The 22,263-nt window shown below is 51.0% G+C and carries 19 protein-coding genes; 7 read left to right on the top strand and 12 right to left on the bottom strand.

Going from position 1 to position 22,263, the window contains the following annotated elements:
* Positions 1–459: 459 nt before the first annotated feature.
* The 9 genes from QMG16_RS18445 to QMG16_RS18405 all read right to left on the bottom strand — a co-directional run bounded on the left by QMG16_RS18445 (position 460) and on the right by QMG16_RS18405 (position 8,047).
* Complete coding sequence (locus tag QMG16_RS18445) at positions 460–1,209, bottom strand: fumarate reductase iron-sulfur subunit (RefSeq protein WP_281796601.1); 750 nt, start codon at positions 1,207–1,209, stop codon at positions 460–462.
* Positions 1,210–1,223: 14 nt separating this feature from the next.
* Entirely contained in the window at positions 1,224–3,089 is a 1,866-nt protein-coding gene (locus tag QMG16_RS18440) for a fumarate reductase flavoprotein subunit (protein ID WP_281796599.1), read from the bottom strand.
* 11 nt (positions 3,090–3,100) lie between these two features.
* Positions 3,101–3,760: a succinate dehydrogenase/fumarate reductase transmembrane subunit gene (locus QMG16_RS18435; protein ID WP_373878756.1), complete on the bottom strand. Its 660-nt coding sequence runs from the start codon at positions 3,758–3,760 to the stop codon at positions 3,101–3,103.
* A gap of 287 nt (positions 3,761–4,047) precedes the next feature.
* Entirely contained in the window at positions 4,048–4,470 is a 423-nt protein-coding gene (locus QMG16_RS18430) for a hypothetical protein (RefSeq protein ID WP_281796597.1), read from the bottom strand.
* A gap of 52 nt (positions 4,471–4,522) precedes the next feature.
* Entirely contained in the window at positions 4,523–4,993 is a 471-nt protein-coding gene (locus QMG16_RS18425) for a hypothetical protein (RefSeq protein ID WP_281796596.1), read from the bottom strand.
* A gap of 462 nt (positions 4,994–5,455) precedes the next feature.
* Positions 5,456–6,652 carry an FprA family A-type flavoprotein gene (locus QMG16_RS18420; protein ID WP_281796594.1) on the bottom strand — a complete coding sequence of 399 codons (1,197 nt, stop codon included), beginning with the start codon at positions 6,650–6,652 and terminating at the stop codon, positions 5,456–5,458.
* 113 nt (positions 6,653–6,765) lie between these two features.
* Complete coding sequence (locus QMG16_RS18415) at positions 6,766–6,975, bottom strand: rubredoxin (protein WP_281796592.1); 210 nt, start codon at positions 6,973–6,975, stop codon at positions 6,766–6,768.
* Between the two features lie 42 nt (positions 6,976–7,017).
* Positions 7,018–7,593 (bottom strand): rubrerythrin, encoded by a 576-nt coding sequence (rbr, locus tag QMG16_RS18410; RefSeq protein WP_281796590.1) that lies wholly within the window; start codon positions 7,591–7,593, stop codon positions 7,018–7,020.
* A 19-nt stretch (positions 7,594–7,612) separates the two neighbouring features.
* On the bottom strand, positions 7,613–8,047 hold the full coding sequence (locus tag QMG16_RS18405) for a Fur family transcriptional regulator (RefSeq protein ID WP_281796588.1): 435 nt from the start codon (positions 8,045–8,047) through the stop codon (positions 7,613–7,615).
* Positions 8,048–8,262: 215 nt separating this feature from the next.
* On the opposite strand from QMG16_RS18405, the gene QMG16_RS18400 reads away from it, so the two are divergent.
* The 5 genes from QMG16_RS18400 (at position 8,263) to QMG16_RS18380 (ending at position 15,788) form a co-directional block, all read left to right on the top strand.
* A complete protein-coding gene (locus QMG16_RS18400; RefSeq protein WP_281796586.1) occupies positions 8,263–10,767 on the top strand; it encodes an ABC transporter ATP-binding protein/permease in 2,505 nt (834 codons plus the stop codon).
* Complete coding sequence (locus QMG16_RS18395) at positions 10,757–11,263, top strand: cyclic nucleotide-binding domain-containing protein (RefSeq protein ID WP_281796584.1); 507 nt, start codon at positions 10,757–10,759, stop codon at positions 11,261–11,263. The genes QMG16_RS18400 and QMG16_RS18395 overlap by 11 nt, the downstream gene beginning before the upstream one ends.
* Positions 11,264–11,361: 98 nt before the next feature.
* Entirely contained in the window at positions 11,362–12,126 is a 765-nt protein-coding gene (locus QMG16_RS18390; protein WP_281796582.1) for a hypothetical protein, read from the top strand.
* Positions 12,127–12,204: 78 nt separating this feature from the next.
* Entirely contained in the window at positions 12,205–13,455 is a 1,251-nt protein-coding gene (locus QMG16_RS18385; RefSeq protein WP_281796580.1) for a Glu/Leu/Phe/Val family dehydrogenase, read from the top strand.
* Positions 13,455–15,788 carry a PEP/pyruvate-binding domain-containing protein gene (locus tag QMG16_RS18380; RefSeq protein WP_281796579.1) on the top strand — a complete coding sequence of 778 codons (2,334 nt, stop codon included), beginning with the start codon at positions 13,455–13,457 and terminating at the stop codon, positions 15,786–15,788. Before QMG16_RS18385 ends, QMG16_RS18380 begins: the two co-directional genes overlap by 1 nt.
* A 933-nt stretch (positions 15,789–16,721) precedes the next feature.
* Here the strand turns inward: QMG16_RS18380 and QMG16_RS18375 are convergent.
* From QMG16_RS18375 to serC, 3 genes are all read right to left on the bottom strand, one after another.
* Positions 16,722–17,177: a putative universal stress family protein gene (locus tag QMG16_RS18375; protein ID WP_281796576.1), complete on the bottom strand. Its 456-nt coding sequence runs from the start codon at positions 17,175–17,177 to the stop codon at positions 16,722–16,724.
* 90 nt (positions 17,178–17,267) lie between these two features.
* Complete coding sequence (locus QMG16_RS18370; protein WP_281796573.1) at positions 17,268–17,840, bottom strand: GAF domain-containing protein; 573 nt, start codon at positions 17,838–17,840, stop codon at positions 17,268–17,270.
* Between the two features lie 605 nt (positions 17,841–18,445).
* Positions 18,446–19,531 (bottom strand): 3-phosphoserine/phosphohydroxythreonine transaminase, encoded by a 1,086-nt coding sequence (gene serC, locus QMG16_RS18365; protein ID WP_281796571.1) that lies wholly within the window; start codon positions 19,529–19,531, stop codon positions 18,446–18,448.
* 262 nt (positions 19,532–19,793) lie between these two features.
* Between serC and QMG16_RS18360 the strand changes: the two genes are divergently transcribed.
* Both QMG16_RS18360 and QMG16_RS18355 read left to right on the top strand, forming a co-directional pair.
* On the top strand, positions 19,794–20,627 hold the full coding sequence (locus QMG16_RS18360; protein WP_281796570.1) for a HesA/MoeB/ThiF family protein: 834 nt from the start codon (positions 19,794–19,796) through the stop codon (positions 20,625–20,627).
* 61 nt (positions 20,628–20,688) lie between these two features.
* Positions 20,689–22,206, top strand: a complete 1,518-nt coding sequence (locus tag QMG16_RS18355) for a leucyl aminopeptidase (protein WP_281796569.1) — start codon at positions 20,689–20,691, stop codon at positions 22,204–22,206.
* The last annotated feature ends 57 nt before the right edge of the window (positions 22,207–22,263 follow it).

The raw sequence follows: 22,263 nt of genomic DNA, 5'->3' as shown, positions 1-22,263 counted from the left end.
CCCATCTGCCTGAATGCAATATGAACCGATGAAATGGGAAAAAGGGCGAGAAGAAAGGTCTACCGATCGAAACCGCCTTGCCGATCCTGTTTCAGCAGCAAATTCGATCCCTTGGCTATCCAAAACGAATGCTCGGCCCCTGCTCAAACAACGCCAGAAAGATCATGGAATACTGAAAAACCGGTCAAGGGTTGGTACACTATACCTCGCGCGAAGAACAATTCGAGGGATGGTTGTGTTCTCATCAGGAAGGGGCATGAACTTGACGCGCCGAAGACGCAACATCCCCCGGCGGGCGGATCAGCTCCGTCTGCCGGGGGATGTAAAACGTTAAGATCGAAACAACACCTCACTCCATGGCAAAAGGAATTCCAGGCAGTATGCCGAAAAAAAGCATCCCGGGGAGGGAAAGCCGTTTTCTGGAATGCAGGCTTGGAACTCACCCTTTTTTCCAGGAGGTTATTCAGGGATCATCTTGCTGAAAAGGTGGCGGATGGACTGCCAGCCCATTTTACGGCGCAACATCCCCAATTGATCCTGCAGAGGAATATCTTTCGGACAAACATCTTCGCATCCCAGCAGACCGAGACACCCGAAAATGCCTTCTTCGTTGCCAACCACTTCAAAGTACTCGTTTCCGGTCCTCTGATCGCGAGGATCCATCATAAAACGCGCAATACGGTTGAAAGCAACGGCGCCCATGAATTCAGACCGCATGTTGGCCTTTCCGCAAGCCGCTACGCAGCAACCGCACTCAATGCAACGTTCCAGTTCGTAAATATCTTCGGCCAACTGGTTTTCCATACGCTCTTCGGGAGCATTGGGATCGAAGACCTTGTCCGTGTGAACCCAGGATTGAACCTTTTCATTCATGGCTCGGAACCAGGTTCCTGTATCTACAGAAAGATCTCCGATCAGCTTAAAGACCGGAAGCGGCAACAGGGTGATCTCTTCAGGCAGCCCTTTCGTCTTGGTGTGGCAGGCCAGATCGGGCCTTCCATTGATGAGCATGGCGCAGGAACCGCAAATACCGGCGCGGCACATGAAATCAAACTGGAGGCTCGGATCCTGCTCCTCGCGAATGCGATTGAGCGCGATGAAAAGAGTCATAGCGTCGGTTTCTTCCAGGTGGAAGGTGTCCATGTGGGGAACAGACGCAGGATCTTCGGGGTTATATCGAAAAATATTAAATTTTAAAGATCTTCCCACTTTAATACCTCTCCTCAATTGGTTTCCGGCGGTGTAATTCCGCGGCCCATAACCTCAGGATCCTCAGAGCAAATGATCTGGCAGGAACCGTAGCCTCTTTCTCCTGGAGGAATTTCCCAAACCTTCGAATTGGATTCATAATTCAAGGTGGGCAATACATCCCCCTCTTTCCATGTGGCCAGAGTTCTCTTGAGCCAATCTCTGTCGTTCCGTTCCTTATAGTCTTCGCGCGCATGGCAACCGCGGCTTTCCGTTCGTTGCTCGGCACCGTAAGCAACGCAGAGAGCCAACCGGACCATTCCCTTGATACGGAGAGCCAAAGCGAGTTCAGGGTTGGCACCCACACCGTTGGAACGCAACCCGACCTTTTCCGCACGTTCAGCAACAACCTGCAATTTTTCCACGGCCTTATGCAAGTCTTCGCCGTTGCGGAAAATGCCCACGCCTTCCATGAGGGCATCCTGCATGGCTGCGCGTACTTCGTAGACGTTTTCCTTACCGTCTCTGCCGCTAATGACCGCCGCAATGCGTTCCTGTTCCTTCTTCACTGCATCCCTGATGACTTCCGTTCTGAAATCGGCTTCATAGCCTTCCAGGAAATCGGAAACCTTCTGCCCCACGATCCTTCCGGCCACGATGGTTTCCGCCAGGGAGTTTCCACCCAGTCGGTTGAACCCGTGCATATCCCAGCAGGCCGCTTCGCCGGCGGCAAAGAGCCCCTTCAAGCCGTAAGCGGCACCGTCTTTGTTGGTGCGAACGCCACCCATGCTGTAATGCTGGCAGGGTCGGACGGGAATCATCTGAGTGATGGGATCTACACCGAGGAATTCGTTACAGATTTCTTCCACTTCACGGAGCTTGGTCTTGATGTGTTTTGCCCCCAGATGGCGGATATCCAGCCAGAGATGATCGCCGTAAGCACTCTTCACCCCCAGCCCCTTGCGAATGTGGTGGGTCATCCAGCGGGAAACGACATCGCGAGAAGCCAGTTCCTGTTTTTCCGGTTCATAGATGTGCATGAACCGTTCGCCGTTTACATCCTTCAAAGTTCCACCGTCACCGCGGCAGCCTTCCGTCACCAGGATGTTGGTGGGAACGATGCCGGTGGGGTGAAACTGCACGGCTTCCGGGTTTCCGATGGGTACGATGCCGGTCCTCAGAGCCAGGATAGCGCCGCTTCCATCGCAGATGACGGCATTGGTCGTTTCACGATACAGGCGGCCATATCCACCGGTCGCTATCAGAGTGGCTTTTGCCAGATACACACGCAGCTTGCCCGTCTTGAGGCAACGGGCCACGGCGCCGATACAGGTCTCGCCGTCGTGAATCAGGGAGATGGCTTCCACCCGGTCGTGGACCGTTACGCCCAGCTTCACCACCTGGTTGTCCATGGTAAAAAGCAGAGTATGCCCGGTTCCGTCAGAAGTGTAGCAAGTTCTCCACTTGGCCGTTCCACCGAAGTCACGGGCGGTAATGAGGCCTTCCTTCTCTTTGGATTCGATTTTCTCGAATTCCTTCCCACCCTTGAAGTAGGTGCTCTTGCCGGGTACAACGCGGTTCCAGGGGATCCCCCAGTGAGCCATTTCGCGAACGGCAATGGGCGCGGTTTCTGCAAACATGCGGGCAACTTCCTGGTCACATCCCCAATCAGATCCCTTGACGGTATCTGAAAAATGGATATCCGGGCAGTCGCCTTCGCCCTTGCAGCAGTTCCCCAAAGAAGCCTGCATGCCGCCCTGGGCTGCAGAAGAATGGGAACGCCGTGGTGGCACGATACTCAAACAGATGGTTTCAAAGCCCCGTGAAGCCGCCTCAACGGCCACCCGCTCGCCGGCCAAGCCCGCTCCGATACATAGCAAATCGGTATAAAAGGTTTCCAACTTTTGGCTCCTTACGCAGGGTTAATGATGAAGTATAAAGTGAAGAGTGTGATCAGACCAATGGTGATGAAGACCAGCGTCAGCTTATTTTCAAAGCGCTTCAACCCCTTACGGTTGGAACGGGTGATCCAGCCCCATTTGACGCCGATGCGGTAGAAACCGATTCCCACATGGAGTTCGATCATCGGAAGCAACAACAGGTAGAAAAGAAGCCACCATCCTGTCTGCACACGGGCTGCACTCTTGGCGGCCGTGATGGGCAGGTTGGTCAAAACGGTCCACATATGAATACTCCCCATGATCAGAATGATCATGGCGGTGATGGCTTGAACATTCCAGAGCCAGGTATCCAGGTGATTGAAGCGCACACTGTGCTCCCACATGGCCTTCTGTTCCTTGGCTCTGAAGGGAAGCTTGCGCGCCGCCAGAACAAAATGAACCAAAAAAACGAACGCGATAACAGGCCCACCCGTCTGAGCCAGATAGGTTCTTTCCAGGAAACCAGCAATCGCATTCATTACCCCCGGCCCGAAGTTCACACTGGCCACTAGGATCATGTGACTCCACATGAACAAGATCAGAGCGACACCAGTGAACATCTGCAGGGTATCCAGGTACGCGTCGGTCCTCACAGGTTGTGCTACTTGAGCTGCTGTTGGTTGGTTGGACATCATTCTCCCTCTGTTTTCGGATAAGGACTGTTAAGGACTCGGGTCGAAAAACCCTTACTCATCACAACCAGGAGAACATAGAGTACTTCTATCAAAAAGTTAAATATTTTTTATCCTTAGAAGGGGGAATCCCATGGTAAGTTACCATTATGACTTTAAGTTTTTTTTTTAACAAAGTCTGTTTACGTTATACAAATTCATTGATTTCAGCAGGTTAATAGTGCCAGGGGATAGCGGAGGGCTCACAGGAGGGTTCATCAAAACATGCAACCCCTTTTCGGGTTTGTTCAGCACCCTTTTATTTCCATCCAGGCTCGATGGTATTTGGCAATGCGCGTCAGATCTTTTTCCGTCACTTTTTCCATGCGGCGCATGTCCATATTGTCCTCCAGGTCCGCAATCTTGACCTGTACCGCAAGAGGATGACTTTTCACCCGCTCGATGAACCGCTCATAGGTTTCTCCTTCACGGCGTGTGAGGCAGTCCAGGGCCTCGAGGATGTCATTTGAAAAGCCTTCATCTCTTAGATTTTCCAGGGAAAACACCGTATCTTCTATGACATCGTGCAGAACAGCTATGACCCGCAGCATTTCCGTAGGCATTCGCTGCATTACTCGAAGGGGGTGCAAGATATAGGGAGCACCCGACTTGTCCCTTTGTCCATAGTGGGCTCGAGCGGCAATTAAAATCGCTCGTTCAAGATCGGCCATAATTTTTCTCGTTGGAGGTTCTCATCCTTGCCGGCTGCAACGACCAGAAGAGTCAAGAAGAGCGGTAGCCGCCCATTTTTCGAAGCCATGCTTCCCAATAAACAAGTTTTGGAAAATAAAGGACCATGAGCAGCAGCGCAAAAAGGAGAAGCGCATAGAACTGGCTGGTATATCCACCTATCAGGAAGAGGACCAGTCCCAGGATTGCCGGCACTTCACTCAGAGCGTAGGTCGCGATGTTTGAAATATGCAGTTTGGCGACCAGGGTCTTCAGATCATCCCCGGCGGATCTTTTTAAGATGGCTTTTCGCACCACCCTTATGCCGACCAGTGAGAGCAAGGCAAGTCCATAAAAAATATCCGGCAGTCGAACCGCATTCTGGGGGGCAAACCCTTCAAAAGGCTGGTGCGTCCTTTTCATGAATTCGACGATAACAGGATAAACCAGCACGGAAACCAACATGGCAACGCTTATGATTTTGCTTGCTCGGTATACCTTCTGAACATCCACTTGTTGTTGCATTTCTTCTCCTTTTTTTGCATTGCATCCAGCATGAGCACACTTCCATCAATACTTTCATCTCTGCCGTTTTGCAAGCCATGATGCTGTTTGCCTCGAGAAAACGGAAGAGTTCATGGATCTTGCGGTCGAAAACGACGTTGGGAGGTTCGATCAAAAAGAAACGATCTTCTCGGAATTTTCTAGAAAGGAGGGATGGGGCTTGTAGTTATACGAGGGGTACTCTGAACTTTGGAAGAACGCCTTTCGGATTACATCCGCACGGAAACGGAATATTCAAGTGAACCGGCAAGAAATGAGACCGGCCATGTTGGAGTCCAGGTCACGTTCGATCCAACATGGCTGCTTCAGGGAATGATCCGATTCCGAAAGAACCGGTTTTCCCCATTCTTTCAGAATCAAGGCATCATAAAAAAAATTTGATGGTCAAATCGAAATTTCCCAGGCAAGAAAGGTTCAAAAGCCTCAGACACTGCTTCCCTTCATGGCTTGTCCGATCTTGCGGCCAAGCTCAACGCATTTTTGAAGATCTTCGTGTGTCGGCGCAAATTGGATTCTCATACCCGGATCCACCACCTTGACCTTCATCTCTTCCAGGGCAGTGTTGAGAAGTTTTACCGCCTCTCCGCTCCATCCATAGGATCCAAAAGCGGCACCGATCTTGTCCGCCGGTTTCAATCCCTTCATATAACAGAGCATATCGGCCATCGTCGGCATGATGCCGTTGTTCAATGTGGATGATCCCAAAACCACGGCCCTGGCATCCAGGACTTCCGTCATGACATCACTGCGATGATTCAGCTTGAGGTTGAGCACCTTGAACTCCACCCCTTCCTCTCCCAAACCATCAGCTATGGCCATGGCCATCTTTTCCGTGCTCTGCCACATGGTTTCATAAATGATGAGCGCCTTCTCCCGGCTCTCCTGACGGCACCATTTCCCATACGCTTCAAGGATCTTGGCCGGATGAGTTCTCCAAATGAGACCATGGTCGGGGGCGATCATGTCGATCTCGAGACCCAGCTTCTTCACATTGGCAATGAGTTTTTCCACGAGGGGAGAAAAGGGCAGCAGAATATTGGCATAGTACTTGGCCGAATGGAAAAGCAGCTGATCGAGATCCACTTCATCGTCGAACCGCTCGCTGGTTGCCCAGTGCTGCCCGAATCCATCGCTGGAAATGAGGAGTTTATCTTCCTTGATATAGGTCATCATGCTGTCCGGCCAGTGAAGCATGCGGGTTTCGACGAACTGGAGGGTCTTTTCTCCAAGGCTGATCTCCCGTCCGGATTCAACGACTTCATAAGGCCAGTCTTCCCTGTGATAATGCTGCAGAAGAGCTTTCTTGCCCATAGCCGAACAGAACACCTTTTCGGGTTGAATCAGATCAATGATATCGGGAAGAGCACCGGAATGGTCCATTTCCACATGATTCACGACGATATAATCGATCTTCTCGGGATCGATGACTTTGCGGATATTATGGATGAGGGTATTCTTGTAGGGCAGTTTCACCGTATCGAAAAGAGTGACCTTTTTGTCCATGACCAGGTAAGAATTGTAGGTGGTGCCTTTGGGCGTTGAATACCCGTGAAAGTCACGCACATTCCAGTCAACAGCTCCAACCCATTGGATTCCCTTTTTAATTTCAACCGGCTTCATTATAATCCTCTCAAATGGCCCCATTCGAGGCTGTTCGACAAATGATAAAACCCCACCCTTAGGCGAGGGAAGGGGCTTCGCTACGGCACGGATTCGGAAAAAAACCGGAAAGCTCAGGCTTTCTCTCCAACAACGGAGCCCGGCCCTGCGAGCGGTTTGAACATTTTTTTGCTCGCTCCGCAAACGGGGCATTTCCATTCCTCGGGCAATTCACAGAAACGGGTGCCCTTGGGGATTTTCCCGCGGCGATCCCCCCTGTCGGGATCATAAAAACAACCGCAATTCGACGTTTGGCATTGATAGATTTCTTTTGGATCTGCCATGAAATTGTCCTCTTAAAATTGTCCACTCAAGCAGGAAAGACTCTACCAGTTCTCTCCCAGCAATTCATAGTAAGACTGAGGGTGTGCACAGGCGGGGCACGACTGTGGAGCTTCGGGGCCCTCATGCAAGTAGCCGCAGTTCATGCAGCGCCATACGACGGCGGTGTCTCGTTTGAAAACCTTCGAATTTTCAACGTTGCCTGCGAGGTCACGATACCTTTTTTCATGCTGCTTTTCAGCAACGGAAACAAATCTGAAAACTTTGGCGATGGCGTCGAAACCCTCTTCCTCGGCGACTTTGGCAAAGCCGGGATAAAGTTCCGTATGTTCGAAATGTTCCCCTGCGGCAGCAGCCTTCAGGTTCTCCAGAGTATTCCCGATAACCCCTGCGGGATAACCCGCCGTGATCGTCACTTCGCCACCTTCCAGAAAGCTGAAAAACCTTTTAGCGTGTTCCTTTTCCTGGTTGGCCGTCTCTTCAAAGATGGCGGCAATCTGCATCAGACCGTCTTTTCTCGCCTGCCCGGCAAAATAGGTATAACGATTGCGCGCCTGGGATTCTCCGGCAAAGGCTGCGAGTAGGTTTTTTTCCGTTTGAGACCCTGCAAGCTTTTTCATGCATTCCTCCTGATTGAATTCAGTGTTTATTTTGACTTTGTTTTTCTTGAGAAGTCGTCTTTGCCTCTTTGCATCTGGGGCAGAGTCCGGAAAACTCCATTCGTACTCCCTGTATTTCAAAACCATGAGTGTCCTGAAGTATTTTCTCCACCGGATAGAGAGGCAAAACCACCACATCTTCCAACGCTCCACAGCTCACACACCGCACATGATGGTGGATTTCGGTATTCACATCAAACCTTCTTTGACTGCCGGCCAAGTCCAGTTTCTGGATGATCCCCTGCACGGCAAGCGCATCGAGATTCCTGTAGACAGTTCCCAGGCTGATGCGCGGCAATCTACGCCGTACCCTTTCATAGATTTCATCTGCCGTAGGATGAAACCGGGCATTGTGCAGCTCCTCCAGGATGATTTTGCGCTGAGGAGTCATTCTCTGGAATTTTTTCTTGCCCATAGGTGACCCTTTTTCCTTGCTAATAGTAACTGTTATTAATAATATTCATTCGATCCGTGTCAACCCTCCGGCATAAACTCTTTTGCAGACCGAAACCAGAGGATGGGATTTTAAAATGTGTGTTGGATTGACTTTGCAACCGTTCTGAAGGAATATAATAAATCAGTGCGAAGATGTATTCTGCTCTTCAATATTAGATCGAAAGGTCCTTTTGCATGCATTCTTCCGATCTCATCACCAAGAAAAGCCTCTTTTCATGGATTCTGAAACGTTACGTGGGATTGCAGGTTTTTCTCATACTGCTGATACTGAGCACGATTTTCTTTCGTGTTCTTCCGTTGGAGCTGCAAAAAAGGATCGTCAACCAGGCCATCGCTTTCAAAAAGGTCGATATCCTTTTGATCTATTGTGGGCTCTACATCGGTGCAGTAATGCTTGCGGGGATACTCAAATACGTCATCAACGTTCTCCAGAGCTACATCGGTCAAAAGATTCTCAGAGAACTCCGCGAAAAACTGTACGACCATATTCTCAGCCTTCCCATTTCCTTTTTTCGCCGCACTCCACCGGGCATGGTCATCGCATCCCTCACCTCGGAACTCAGCGCAATCGGGGATTTCCTCGGCGGATCCATCGCCATTCCCCTTATAAATGTTTTGACGCTGGTGACATTTGCCGGCTACCTGATCTATCTCAACCCACTCCTCGCCATCCTGAGTTTCGCGATTTATCCCATTGAAATCATCATCATCCCCTTTCTTCAGAGGCGTTTCAACCGCCTGAACACGGAGCGGATCGATGCCACCCGCACCATGAGCAACGTCATTGGGGAAGCCATATCCGGCATTCATGAAATTCATGGAAATGCCAGTTATCACCTGGAAAATAAAAAACTCGGTCTGTTCAACAACCTCTTGTTTTCCCTCCGGAACCGGATGAACAATTTGAAGTTTCTCATCAAATTCGTGAACAACTTTTTTCAGAGCCTGGGCCCTTTCATCCTGTTCCTCCTGGGAGGTTATCTCACCATACAAGGTCGGCTCGACTTGGGTGCCCTGGTCGCCTTTCTTTCCGCCTACGAAAAACTTTACGACCCCTGGAAGGAACTGATGGATTATTATCAGGACCTTCAGGACAGTTACGTGCGCTATCACCGCATCATGGACTATTTTGACGTTCAACCCGAGTTCGCTTTGGCTCCCACTGAAGATCGTGAACCCTACCGGCTCAAAGGCGAACTGGACATCCGGGATCTCTCTTTTATCGTCGACGGCCAAATCCGCCTCCTGGACCAGGTGTCTCTGGAAGTGAAGCCTGGCGAACAACTCGCCGTGGTCGGCCTGTCGGGAAGCGGGAAAAGCACACTGGCCATGGTCATAGGCCAGCTTTACAGTTATACGACGGGGCATGTTCGCATCGACGGCAGGGAGCTCAAAACCCTTTCAAAACTCGATGTCAGCAAGAACATCGGCTACATCGCTCAATACCCCTTTATTTTTGACGGTTCCATTCGAAAGAATCTGCTCTACGCCTGTGAGTCCATCCTGCAGGAGGGAGAATCGTCCTCATTGCCCGGCAGGGAAGAAATCCTGAGAGTCCTTGAACTCGTGGGGCTTTCAGACGACATTCTCAAAATCGGGTTGAATACCCTTCTCAAACCCGGCGAACACCAGGAATTCACCCAAAAAATCATCCGCCTGAGGGAAACCTTCTTCAAGCGGTGGGGCGAAGAGCTTGCAACCGCTGTCGATTTCTTTGATCTGAATCGATTCCAACGCCATATTCGAGTGGGAGACAATATAACCTTCGGTTATCCCAATCGCGATGAATACAAGCTGGAAGCGCTTCCTCGAAATCCACTCTTTCTCGAATTTCTTTCGGAAAACGAGCTCATGGAGCCTCTGTTCCATCTCGGTGAGGAAATCGCAAGGCAAACGGTGTCTCTTTTGAAAGATCTTCCGGATGATCCCTTCTTCTTTGCAATGAGCCCGATTCCTCAGGAAGAATTCGATTATTACACCGATATTGTGGATCGCATGACCAAGTCGGGCAGGAACATGCTGACCCGACAGGATGAAGATGCCGTGCTGCGGCTGGCGTTGAGATTCATTCCGGCGCAGCACAAAATGGCTTCCATATCGTTTTACCTGGAGACTTCCATCGTGAGTGCCAGGAGGCGTTTCATGGAAAAAATCGCTCAGGAGGATCCAGGAGCTTTCAACTTTTACCGGCCGACGGATTATGTTTTCTCTCAGAACATCCTGGATAACATCCTTTTCGGCCAGCCCAAGGCAGACCATCCCCAAGCCATGGAGAGGGTCCGGGAGAAGGTGGAAGAGCTTCTGAAAGAACAAAATCTGATAGATGAAATCATTGAAATCGGACTTGATTTTCAGGTGGGAAGCAAAGGCGACCGGCTTTCGGGAGGGCAGAAGCAAAAGATTGCCATAGCTCGGGGACTTTTAAAAAATCCCCAAATTCTTATATTGGATGAAGCGACCGCCAGCCTGGATAATGCTTCCCAGGCGCGCATACAGCATCTCTTCAGTTCCGAACTGAAAGGGAAATGCACACTGATTTCCGTCGTTCACCGGCTTGAACTGGTGCGTGGCTTCGATCTCATTGCAGTCATGAAGGCGGGCAAAATTGTGGAAATGGGGAGATTCGACGATTTGATGCAAAGAAAGGGACTTTTTTATGAACTCGCACATGGCACATAGCAGTACCTGCTCATTGGATCACAGTGGCGGCCGCTGCGAAATGGATGCAAACCTGGAAATTTACCGGAACGTAGCCGCTTTTTCCGGAATTCCCATCGAACGCCTCAAGCTGCTCGCATATCTAAGCAAGCGGGTATACTACCGGGCGGGAGAATTTCTTTTTCACCATGGAGACATCGATGATCGCGCCTATCTGATCCTTTCCGGCAAGGCGCAGGTGATCAGGGAATTGAGCGATCATTCCGTTTTTCTGCACGAATTTACGGAAGGCGACTTTTTCGGCGGGCTAGCCCTTTTGTCCGATATCAAACGGCGCTTTTCCATCAAGGCCATTACAGACCTCGAGTGCCTGACCATCAACCGGGAAAGCTTCCAAAAACTGCTGCTACAATTCCCTGAAATTGCCATAAAAATGTTGGACCCCATGATCAAGCGCATGGTCCAAATGGAGGAAGAATTCCTGAAAGCAAAAACCAACCAGTGCCTTTACGGTTGAGCGGGCATCGAAAGACAATCCTTCTTACAGACAGTGAAGCCGAAAGGTATTCTGTTTCTCCCTCTCCGGAGACTATCGGCTGAGAAGAGTCGGCTTTTATGGATGAAGTAAATCAAAGACTTCAACTGGAAGCACAGCGCATCGCGTCGCGACATCCCATTCCGGAATTCTATGTGCGGTTCAGAACCCCCCTGGCCATTGCCCGAAAACTCTATTTCAGCGACCCCATGGTCCGCCTCCTGCGGGAAGTCCTCGAACCGGTGTTCACGGACGATTTCGGTCACGGTCTTTTCCACTCTTCGCGGGTCGGCATCGACAGTGCCGCTCTTCTCTTCATTGAACTGGAGACCACTCCCATGGAGCAGAGCCGGGTGACGCGGTTGATGGTTCTGGGGCTCCTGGCAGGGCTTCTTCATGACATACGGCGCAACGAGGAAAACCATGCTGAAGCGGGAGCCGAAGAGGCCGAAAGGGTTCTTCGGGATATGCCCCTCGATGAAGACGAAGTCCGGTGCATCTGTCTTGCCATAAAAAATCATGAAGCCTTTACAGAAACCGTTCAAAGCAGGCGCCCCTGGTTTCAACTTGTCAGCGACTGCCTTTACGACGCGGATAAATTCCGCTGGGGGCCGGACACTTTCACCCACACTCTTTGGCACATGGCCCATTACAATCACCTGACCCCCCAGGAACTCATCGGGAAATTCCCCTGGGGCATCGAGGGCCTCTTTCGCATCCAGAAGACTTTTCGAACCAGCATCGGAAGGGACTTCGGACCGCAAATCATCGATACGGGCCTTGAAATCGGGAAGGAAATTTACCGCTACCTGTTGAAGCATTTTGGAGAAGACGCGTCGGGATAGAATCCCGGCCATTTTCATGCTTCGCCATGACCGCTACGGTCATGGCGAGGTTCATCTCAAGCGAACAGGATCTTTCTTATGGATGAAAAATTCAACCCCTTTGCCATCGCTCAGCAGCAAATCGATAAGGTTGCGGAAAAGCTCGGTCTCGATCCGGCCGTTCACGAACTGCTCCGGTGGCCCATGCAGGAAATCAAGGTGACCCTGCCCGTCAAAATGGACGATGGAAACACCAGAATATTCCACGCCTTCCGGGTCCAGTACAACACGGCCCGCGGCCCGGCAAAAGGAGGGATCCGCTGGCATCCACAGGAAACCATCGACACAGTGCGGGCCCTCGCCGCATGGATGACCTGGAAAACATCGGTGGTGGACATCCCTCTGGGCGGCGGAAAAGGGGGAATCATCTGCAATCCCAAGGAACTCTCAGAAACGGAAAAGGAGCGGCTTGCAAGAGCTTACATCCGGGCTCTGGCGCGTTCCCTTGGAGTCACCAAAGATGTTCCCGCGCCGGACGTCTACACCACCCCGCAAATCATGGCATGGATGATGGACGAATACGAAAAGATCATGGGGGAGAGCCATCCGGGCGTCATCACGGGAAAACCCATCGCTATCGGTGGATCGATGGGACGGGGCGACGCTACGGCCCGGGGGGGGATCTATGTCACCAAAGAGGCGGCCGCAGCATTCGAAATGGACCTCAAGGGAAAGACCATGGCCGTCATGGGTTTTGGAAATGCGGGGCAAAATGCAGCCCTGCTGGGCGAAGAAATCCTTGGCCTCAGGCTGGTGGCGGCCTCGGATTCCAAGGGGGGTGTTTACAATCCAAAAGGGATCGACGCCAGAGCCCTCGTCGATTACAAGATCAAGAACGGCACGCTTAAAGGCTTTCCCGACACAGAAGACATCACCAACCAGGAACTGTTGGAACTGGATGTTACCGTTCTTTTTCCGGCGGCGCTGGAAAACGTGATCCTCAAAGAAAATGCGCCCCGTATCAAGTGCAAGATCTGCTGCGAACTGGCCAACGGCCCCACGACTCCCGAAGCGGACGCCATTCTGAACGACAAAGGCATTCTCGTTCTGCCCGACTTTCTCGCCAATGCCGGCGGTGTCACCGTTTCCTACTTTGAGCAGGTGCAAAACGCCTACAATCTATACTGGGAACTCCAGGAAGTGCACTGGAGGCTCGAGAAAAAAATGAGACGCGCCTTCAAGAGCGTCCACGAAATGAGCCAGACCAACAAGCTCCCCCTGCGGGAAGCTGCCTACCTGGTGGCTGTCGCCAGAGTGGCCGAAGCGTGCAGACTTCGCGGCTGGGTCTGATGAACGAAGCGATAAACCCGGCTGAGCCTACGATGGAATTCCGGCTGCTGGATCTCGTCAAAGCCTATCGCATGTACCAGCAAATGATGCGATATCCGCATCTTGTGGATGAAATGCGCGGGCTTTTCCTCTCTGCCCTCGAAGAAGCTGGAATCGGCGGGCGGGCGATGATCGAGGAAGCGGTGCGCAGGTTCCTGGCAAAAAAAGAAGAACCCTTCTCGGAAGGCGATATTCCGGATTTTACCGGCACCTTCATCGATCTCTACTTCGCACATCATTTCAGTGACGAACAAATTCAAAATTATATCCACCTGGCTCGGAAAAAAGATGCCTTTCGAAGGCTCAACCAGATCCTCAACATGGAAGGGGTCACATCGGGCCGCATCAAGAAAGCCTTGAAGGAGTTCTGCGCCATCCCCCAGGGCAACCTTCGCATTTCTCCCGATGAAGCCGAAGGCGTGCGCGTCTCCCTCATCAATCATTTTGTCTCCAACCAGCTTGCATTCATCGGCATCGCAAAACAATACATCACCATTCGAGATATCGACGAACTCCTGGAGCACTCCTACTGGAACCGTCGACGCTCCGGCAGAATCGGAGGAAAAGCGGCCGGAATGTTTCTGGCCGGAAAGATCCTTTTGCCGCGATTCGAAGAGAGGGACCCAGAAATCGAAAAATATCTCGCCATACCGGAATCCTATTATTTCAATTCAGGCATTTTGTCCGATTTCATCGATTATAACCACCTTTATTCCTTCCACAGCCAAAAGTACAAAAGCCGGGAAGCCATCGAGGAAGAATATGAGAACATGGAGGAACTGCTTCGAAGGGCATCCTTTCCCCCGGATGTCATCGAGGATTTCTCCGTTTTTCTGGAAAAGATCGGAGAACATCCCCTCATTCTGCGCTCTTCCAGCCTTCTCGAAGACAACTTCGGCTTCACATTCTCCGGGAAATACGAATCCTTTTTTCTTGCCAACCAAGGCGCCCTTCAAAAGCGCCTCAACGATTTCATGTGGGGCATGAAACAGATCCTGAAGAGCACCTTCAGTCCGGCGGCCATTCTCTACCGGCGCGACCACAATCTCCTCGACTTCGATGAACGCATGAGCGTTCTCGTGCAAAAAGTGGTGGGCCACCGGTGCGGGCCTTATTTTCTTCCCTTCGCGGCAGGCGTCGCCTTCTCTCAAAACATGTACACGTGGAGCCCCGTCATCCGGAAAGAAGACGGGATGGTGCGCCTGGTCCTGGGGCTCGGGACCCGCGCGGTGGACCGGACGGGCCCCGGCTATCCCCTCATCGTCCCCCTCAGCCACCCCCTCCTGAGGCCGGAAGTCTCGGCGGAGAGGATCAAAAAATATTCACAAAAAATGGTCGATGTCATCCACATGGAAACGGGACGTTTCGAATCCGTATCCTACTTTGACATTCTGGAGGCGCTGGATGGATCGGACCTCTTCCATGCCGTTTCCGTCGATCAGGAAGGGCACCTCTCCCCTCCTCTCTTCAAGGGGCAGAAGATCGACAAGGCACAGAGCTGCATCACCTTCATCAACTTCCTTTCCAAAACGCCCTTCGCGGCCCTGATGAAAAAAATCCTCAAACGGCTGCAGGAAGCCTATGGGTATCCGGTGGACGTGGAATTTGCCTGGGACGACGAAAAACTCTATCTTCTGCAGTGCCGACCGCTGGCGATCCGGGAACACATGGCCTCGGTCATTTTTCCGGATCACATTCCTGGGGAGCGGATCCTTTTCACCAACGACCGCGATTTGACTCACAGCTCCGTCAAGGACATCGAATACATCGTCTATGTCAACCCCAAGGGCTATGCGAGACTCTCAACCTTTGAGGAAAGAATGGCTGTGGCCCGCACCGTGGGAAAGCTCAACCATCTCCTTGAAGGCAAACGCTATGTCCTCCTGGGGCCTGCGAGATGGGGCACCACGGACATCAACCTGGGAGTGAAAGTCAGTTATGCAGATATCAACCACACGCTGATCCTGGGGGAAATCGCTTTCGAAGAGGATGGCCTCATTCCCGAAGTCTCCTATGGAACACATTTTTACAGCGACCTCGTGGAGGCGCGGATCATCCCTCTCGCTATCTACCCGGATCAAACCGGGATGGTTTTCAACGAAGCATTCCTCACGGACTCCCCGAATATTCTCCCGGAACTCGCTCCGGACCTTGCACCTAGGGCCCAGGTAGTTCGGGTCCTCCATGTTCCATCCTGCACCGGCGGGCTTTTCCTGCAGGTGCTTCAGGACGCCGAGAACCGGAAGGGAGTGGGTTTTTTCGCTCCTGCGGAAAATCGCGGGAAACAGGTGTGACTTGCACAATTAGGGAGTTGACGGATTCCAATATCCCGTTATTCACTAAGGATGCACGGATAAAATTTGGAATTCTTATAGAATTTCTCTGTGATCTCTGTGCCTCTGTGGTAAATGGGGATTTCAAGAGCGACTCACTCCCTTATTTGATACGAATATGGAAAAATTATATGGTCCCGGATGACCCCTTACCCGGTCCAGAGAGAGCCGACAATGAGGCCCTCCTGAGCCGCTTCCACCAATTCTTTGGTACTTGTCTTAGGTCCTGTTGACACTTCGCATCTGAGCATCATCGTAAAAGCTTGCCGGTAAAGGATTCTATTGGATAGCCCATTGAATATACGCACTCTACCATCCGATTGAAAAACACAACAAATCCGGAAAACATCAACAGAACCTAAGATTTTTCAATGAATGCAAGGTGGGTAATTTCCAATGTCAAGGGCTGACCCCGTTGATCTCTGCGGGAGCCTTCCTGATCAACGCCTTGGAATCGTCATCAAGAAGCCGGACGGAAGCCTGTACTTCTCTGTCGATTCCCATCCGCTTGCAAAGGTAACCTGCACATAAAGCAAAAACGATGTGTAAGATGTCTGCTGCCGCATGGGGGACAGAGCTGTCGCGGCCGACAATAATGTAAGTCATCGAGATATATAAAGGACTTATATAAAAAAAGGCTCATGATTCATAGATCATGCTGACATCGCTTTTCAAGAGTGTTTCCCGCTTTCCCTATTGCCTTGTATCTCTTTGCCTTTTCCGTTTTTCGTTGTGACCGTTCCGGTCATGGAAGTTGATAGCTTTGGGGAGAAAAAACTTTTCAGAACATGTCAGGAAAAAAAATAATTTACTTTGACGCTTCGCGGCTGCCCCAGGGGACAACGATCCTGGCGCGGGGGCCTGGGCCCGAAGCACAGAACGTCGTCCAATTCCTCATGAAGGTTTTAAAACAAGGACGGCAGTACCTTCAAGCGCACGTATAAGTTTGACACTCACATCTCCAACCAAAAATTCTTCAGCTTTTGACATCTTTCTCCGCCTTATCATCACAAGATCAAATTTCTTTTCACTTTTATTGAATTGATCAATAATACCCTCTGTTACAGTTGGATAAAAATCGGTAGTTAATTTAAGTTCGATATGGTCCGACTTGAAACCGGATTCAACCAGCTTATTTTTTGCCTGCTCCAGCATATTCATACACTTATAAATTTCCTCTTCAGTACATTTCTTGCCCATTAGCTCTTCTTCGGCAGGAGCCTTCCTGAAGATATGCAACAAAGTTATATATACATTATCCCTACACAAAGGAAGATTTGACATGGTATCGATTATCGCTCTTGTTTTACTTACATCACTTATTGGCATAAGTATGAATAAATCTTTCACTATCCACCTCCAGCAATAATCATGATTATTGCCATATATAATTGCAATATATTATTGACTATCTATAGCATTTTGTGCATTATATGAATATTATATTAAATTTATATCTTTAAGCATTCTTAAAGGTAAACTTTCCATAGCCACTTTAACTTGATCAAGAAAATTCTTAAGACCGTTATATTCAATTACAAGCCCCAGATGTTCTGCCAGGACACACATTGAATTCAAATCTTCCTGATTGAGTATCCATGGTTCATGATTATATATTTTGATCAACCCAATAACCGCTTTATGAGATTTGATGGGAACCGACAGCATGGAAACTATCCCTTCTTTAATAGCCTCCTCCGGGTACTGAATACGGGGGTCTTCTCTAAAATCGCTAAAAAAAACGGGTTTTCCAGTCTCAAATTCTGAAAATCTTTCGTCAACATATATGGGACCCTTGGAAAGATATGATTCGCTCAAGCCATAGCTGCTCACACAGAATAGCTGTTTTTCCCTATCGTCATACAGAAAAATGCTCGAACCTTTTACATTGAAAGACTTACACATCATTTCCACAAGATGATCGTTGAGTAAATTAATATCCGAATAAGTCGATATAGCATGACTGATTGCGGTAAACTCTTTTAAGAAAATTTTTCTCTCCGGCTGCTGCATCGGTTCATCTCCTGCTATAGTTAAAACAATGGTTCATTTTTCCAAAGCACGTTCTGTAAAATCTTTTGGTCTCACCATGCAGATCCACGGCTCAATACAAGGACATGAAACTTGCGACACAGGCAAATCGCAAGCTGCGTAAAAGATACAGATCCTGACAAAATAACGGTCTGGTCGTTGCTAACCGCCAGTATGACACCCAAAAGGCAGCCAGTCCAATCTAATTTTCATTGACTGCAGCCAAAATAAAACTGCCGCCCGATGAGACTCCTCCCATGCAGTTGGAGGAACTTCTCCCCTGTCGGCAACCGTTCACCCCCATTTGCACATATCCACAGATATCGCAGAGAGGGGAAACCGTAGAACATTTATTCCGGCAGGGATTGCAATCAAAAAAAGGGGCCATCAAACGGGCGGGATAGAGATCCAAAAGGAAAGCCACTCACGTGGGGCGCCGAGTGTTTACCGGCCTTCAGAATGGATGCTCAAAAAAGTTATTGGGCTTTGTATATGCACCGGCAAATTGTTGCTGGAGAGCATCCTCTCTCGAAAGGAGAGGATGCCGGGTGAGAACGAAAACTTTTCGTCATGGAAGACCCAGCTTTCTAGCCGTTCTTCCTGGCAAATTCCTTCATAAAATCGACCAGGGCCTGGACCGCCTCGGTGGGTACGGCATTGTAGATGGAAGCTCTGCAACCACCGACAGAACGGTGCCCCTTGAGTCCTCCCAGGCCGCTCGCAAGGGACTCTTTAATGAACTTTTGTTCCAGTTCCTCTGTCGGCAACCGGAAGGTGACATTCATGAAGGATCTGGAATCCGGCATCGCCGTGCCTCGATAAAAATTCTGACTGTCCAGGTAGTCATAAAGCAAGGCGGCCTTCCTATTGTTGACCCCTTCCATCTTCTCAATGCCTCCGACCGTCTCTTCAATCCATTGGGTCACCAGACCCATCACGTAAATGGCGAAAGTCGGGGGCGTATTGAACATGGATTTCTTTTCAACGTAAGTGGTGTACTTGAGCATCGTAGGCAGAGTCGCAGGAACGCGCTCGAGCATGTCGTCCCGGACGATCACCAGGGTTACGCCTGCAGGACCTGCGTTTTTCTGCGCTCCGGCATAAATCAGTCCAAAGGGTGCGGGGTCGAAGATGCGGCTGAAGATGTCCGAAGACATGTCGCAGACGATGGGAATCCCTGCGCTATCGGGGAAGAGACGCCACTGGGTGCCGCGAATAGTGTTGTTGGAAGTGAGATGGAGGTAGGCCGCTTTCCCGTCCGAGGGCACTTCCTTGGGAATATAGGTAAACTCTTTTTCCTGGGAACTCGCCACTACCCGCACGTCAAGCCCCTGAATGCGAGCTTCCTTGATCGCCTTGGTGGACCATGTGCCGGTATCCACGTAATCCACGGGTTTACCCGCTACGGCAAGGTTCATGGGAACCATGCAAAACTGCATGCTGGCTCCACCCTGCAGGAACAGTACATGGTAGCGGTCATCGAGCTTGAGCAATCGCTTGATCCGGGCGGTGGTATCATCCAGGACATCTTCAAACCACTTGGAACGATGGCTCACTTCCAGGATGGACATTCCGGAGCCCCGGAAATCCAGCATTTCTTCCTGAATATGTTCTAGAACCGGGAGAGGCAACGCAGCCGGTCCGGCATTGAAATTATAAATCCGCTGAGTCATGACTTTTCCTCCATAGACAAGATCTTAACCGAATCCAAATCCATTTTTCGACCGTTCGAAAGAACTATGCACGCTAACGAGGGAGCCGCTTTTTGTCAATGAGATTTTCCCTTGAGTTCTCTCAAGATATGTCGGCCCCTCTCCTCTTTTCTCCCATGATTGGCATTGCGACGGCAGTTCACATTAGTGTATCTTTTCCTGATATTCCGGCAAGGGACTGACAAGGGACTGATCCTAATTATCTGAAGAGCTTCTGATATACATGACGTTATTAACCGACAGAGCGCGAACACAAGACTACGGTGGCCAATCCATTCGAGTCATCGATGAAGACCAGCTGCTGCAGTGGGCTGTCCAAAACGGACTGTCTCCCTTGCAGGCACAGAGGGAAGCCCTCGAAAACGAAATCCTTCCTCTGCGTTATCTCAAGAATTTTCAATCCCTGAACTTTTCCGACCAGCTCCGTCTTTGCCGAAGCAGGGTTTTGATCTGCGGCTGCGGAGGATTGGGGGGAGTATTGATCAACCTGCTGGCTCGAGCCGGAGTCGGAATCCTACGACTGGTGGACGGTGACGTCTTTACCGTCTCCAACCTCAACCGCCAGTGGCTATCCGACACGGAACAACTCTCCCGTCCCAAGGCATTGGTGGGAATGGAGCGCGCCAGGCTCATCAATCCCTTCATGGAAGTGGAAGCTTTTCCTCATCCTCTGGATGAAACCAACGCCGCAGACCTGGTACAAGGCAACGACCTCGTGCTGGATGCCCTGGACAATCTTCCTGCCCGGTTTCTTTTGGCCGGAGAGGCGCGCAGCCTCAGGATTCCCATGATTCATGCCGCCGTTGCGGGGTGGTGGGGACAGATCACGACTTTTCTTCCCCAGGCAACTACCGATTTGACAAACATTTACGGGCAAAAGCGTTCGCGGGACGCCGCCGAGGATGCCGTGGGAGTGCTCGGCCCCACAGCTGCGGTCATCGGGAGCCTTGAAGCCCTTGAAGCCATACGCCTGCTCACGGGAAAAACCAGTGCGTATGCCGGACAACTTCTTTATTTCGATGGAGAAAGCGGACGGACGGAAATGCTTCCCCTCTGACTCCATGAGTTCACTTTACCTCAGCTCGAATATGCTCTGAGGCCTTTTTAAGGAGAAATCGATGTTCATTGAGTGGCAAATAACCAACCCCAAGGAATGGCAGGCAGAAGCCATTGTCTTTTTCAGTTTTGAAAAGTCATCGGAACCTCTTCCCGGTTTCAAGCGGTGGATAGAAGAGAACGCCTCCTGGATTTCCCAGTCCCAGGCTCTCAAGGATTTCAAGGGGAAACACCAGGAAGTCGCTGTCTATTATGGCCCTTCGGGCTCGAAAATACCCAGGATCCTCTACGTTGGACTCGGACCGGCTGAAAAATTCGAACTGGATAAGCTGCGAAGCGCCGCTGCCGGCGCCCTGCGCAAGTGCAGGGACCTTGGACTGAACCGCCCCGCCCTGCCCCTTACCGCATTGGAAGGATTACCCTTTGAAAGTATGGATGCTCTCCGGGAAGCGCTCATTGGAGGCATTTGCGGCTTGTACCGTTACGACGCCCTCAAAACCCGTGATCTGGAAGCCTCCACAGCTCCCGAAACCCTGCTGCTTCTTGACGAAAAAGAACCGGACGAAAACACCCGGTCTGCCCCTTCTGTTGCCCAGGCCATCGCCTCAGGGGTCTGTTCTGCAAGGGACCTGGTCAACGCTCCCGCCAACCGGGCCACCCCTTCCCATATGGCCGATGCGGCGCGGCGTCTTTCGGAAGAGTATGGTTTTCACATCCAGGTGCTGAATTTCGATATGGCCCAGACCCTGGGGATGGGCGCTTTTGCTGCTGTTGCACAGGGAAGTCGGGAACCCGCCTTTGTGATCATCCTGGAGCACCAGCCCAAAGGGACCGAAAAGGAGCCCCCCATGGTTTTCGTAGGAAAAGGGATCACCTTTGACACGGGGGGAATCTCCATCAAGCCGAGCGCCAACATGGAAACCATGAAGGAAGATATGGCAGGGGCAGCGGCCGTGCTGGGAGCTTTCGAAGTGATCGGAAAGCTGAAAATCAAGCGCCACGTGATTGGAATTCTCCCCTGCACGGAAAACATGCCCGACGGAAAAGCCTATAAACCCGGCGATGTCATTCGCTCTCTCTCGGGCCTTACCATCGAGGTCATCAGTACCGACGCCGAAGGGCGCATGATCCTTTGCGACGCGCTCACCTACGCCCTCCGTTCAGAACCCGCCCTCATCGTGGATCTGGCCACCCTGACGGGAGCCTGCCTTGTGGCGCTGGGAAAGGAAGTTGCGGGAATCATGGGAAACCATGAAGGACTCATCCAGAAAATCCAGGAAATCGGCAGACAGGTGGGAGAAAAATTCTGGCCCCTGCCCCTCTGGGATTTCTATTTCGAATATATCAAGAGTGATGTCGCAGACTTCAAGAACGTTGGCGACCGGACCGCTGGAACCATCATCGGGGGGATGTTCCTGAAACAGTTCGTACCCGATGAAATCCCCTGGGCTCATCTGGACATCGCCGGAACCGCCTGGGCGGACAAGGACCTCGGCACCGCTCCCAAGGGAGCCACAGGCTTTGGAGTGAGGCTCCTGGTCGAACTGGCGCAGCGCAAGGATGAATTGAACTTCGTTTAGCGCATCTCCACCCTCCCTCGCCCCTCTTGAGCGAGGGGGGAATGGAAGGATGGTGTC

The sequence above is a fragment of the Desulforhabdus amnigena genome (assembly GCF_027925305.1).
Classification (GTDB): Bacteria; Desulfobacterota; Syntrophobacteria; order Syntrophobacterales; family Syntrophobacteraceae; genus Desulforhabdus; species Desulforhabdus amnigena.
This window is presented reverse-complemented; position numbering and strand designations above follow the sequence as displayed.

Coding starts and splice junctions, on each gene's coding strand:
- QMG16_RS18435 (WP_373878756.1), bottom strand. CDS start 3,760: ATGTCCAACCAACCAACAGCAGCTCAAGTAGCACAACCTGTGAGGACC.
- QMG16_RS18430 (WP_281796597.1), bottom strand. CDS start 4,470: ATGGCCGATCTTGAACGAGCGATTTTAATTGCCGCTCGAGCCCACTAT.
- QMG16_RS18425 (WP_281796596.1), bottom strand. CDS start 4,993: ATGCAACAACAAGTGGATGTTCAGAAGGTATACCGAGCAAGCAAAATC.
- QMG16_RS18420 (WP_281796594.1), bottom strand. CDS start 6,652: ATGAAGCCGGTTGAAATTAAAAAGGGAATCCAATGGGTTGGAGCTGTT.
- QMG16_RS18415 (WP_281796592.1), bottom strand. CDS start 6,975: ATGGCAGATCCAAAAGAAATCTATCAATGCCAAACGTCGAATTGCGGT.
- rbr (WP_281796590.1), bottom strand. CDS start 7,593: ATGAAAAAGCTTGCAGGGTCTCAAACGGAAAAAAACCTACTCGCAGCC.
- QMG16_RS18405 (WP_281796588.1), bottom strand. CDS start 8,047: ATGGGCAAGAAAAAATTCCAGAGAATGACTCCTCAGCGCAAAATCATC.
- QMG16_RS18400 (WP_281796586.1), top strand. CDS start 8,263: ATGCATTCTTCCGATCTCATCACCAAGAAAAGCCTCTTTTCATGGATT.
- QMG16_RS18395 (WP_281796584.1), top strand. CDS start 10,757: ATGGCACATAGCAGTACCTGCTCATTGGATCACAGTGGCGGCCGCTGC.
- QMG16_RS18390 (WP_281796582.1), top strand. CDS start 11,362: ATGGATGAAGTAAATCAAAGACTTCAACTGGAAGCACAGCGCATCGCG.
- QMG16_RS18385 (WP_281796580.1), top strand. CDS start 12,205: ATGGATGAAAAATTCAACCCCTTTGCCATCGCTCAGCAGCAAATCGAT.
- QMG16_RS18380 (WP_281796579.1), top strand. CDS start 13,455: ATGAACGAAGCGATAAACCCGGCTGAGCCTACGATGGAATTCCGGCTG.
- QMG16_RS18370 (WP_281796573.1), bottom strand. CDS start 17,840: ATGCAGCAGCCGGAGAGAAAAATTTTCTTAAAAGAGTTTACCGCAATC.
- serC (WP_281796571.1), bottom strand. CDS start 19,531: ATGACTCAGCGGATTTATAATTTCAATGCCGGACCGGCTGCGTTGCCT.
- QMG16_RS18360 (WP_281796570.1), top strand. CDS start 19,794: ATGACGTTATTAACCGACAGAGCGCGAACACAAGACTACGGTGGCCAA.
- QMG16_RS18355 (WP_281796569.1), top strand. CDS start 20,689: ATGTTCATTGAGTGGCAAATAACCAACCCCAAGGAATGGCAGGCAGAA.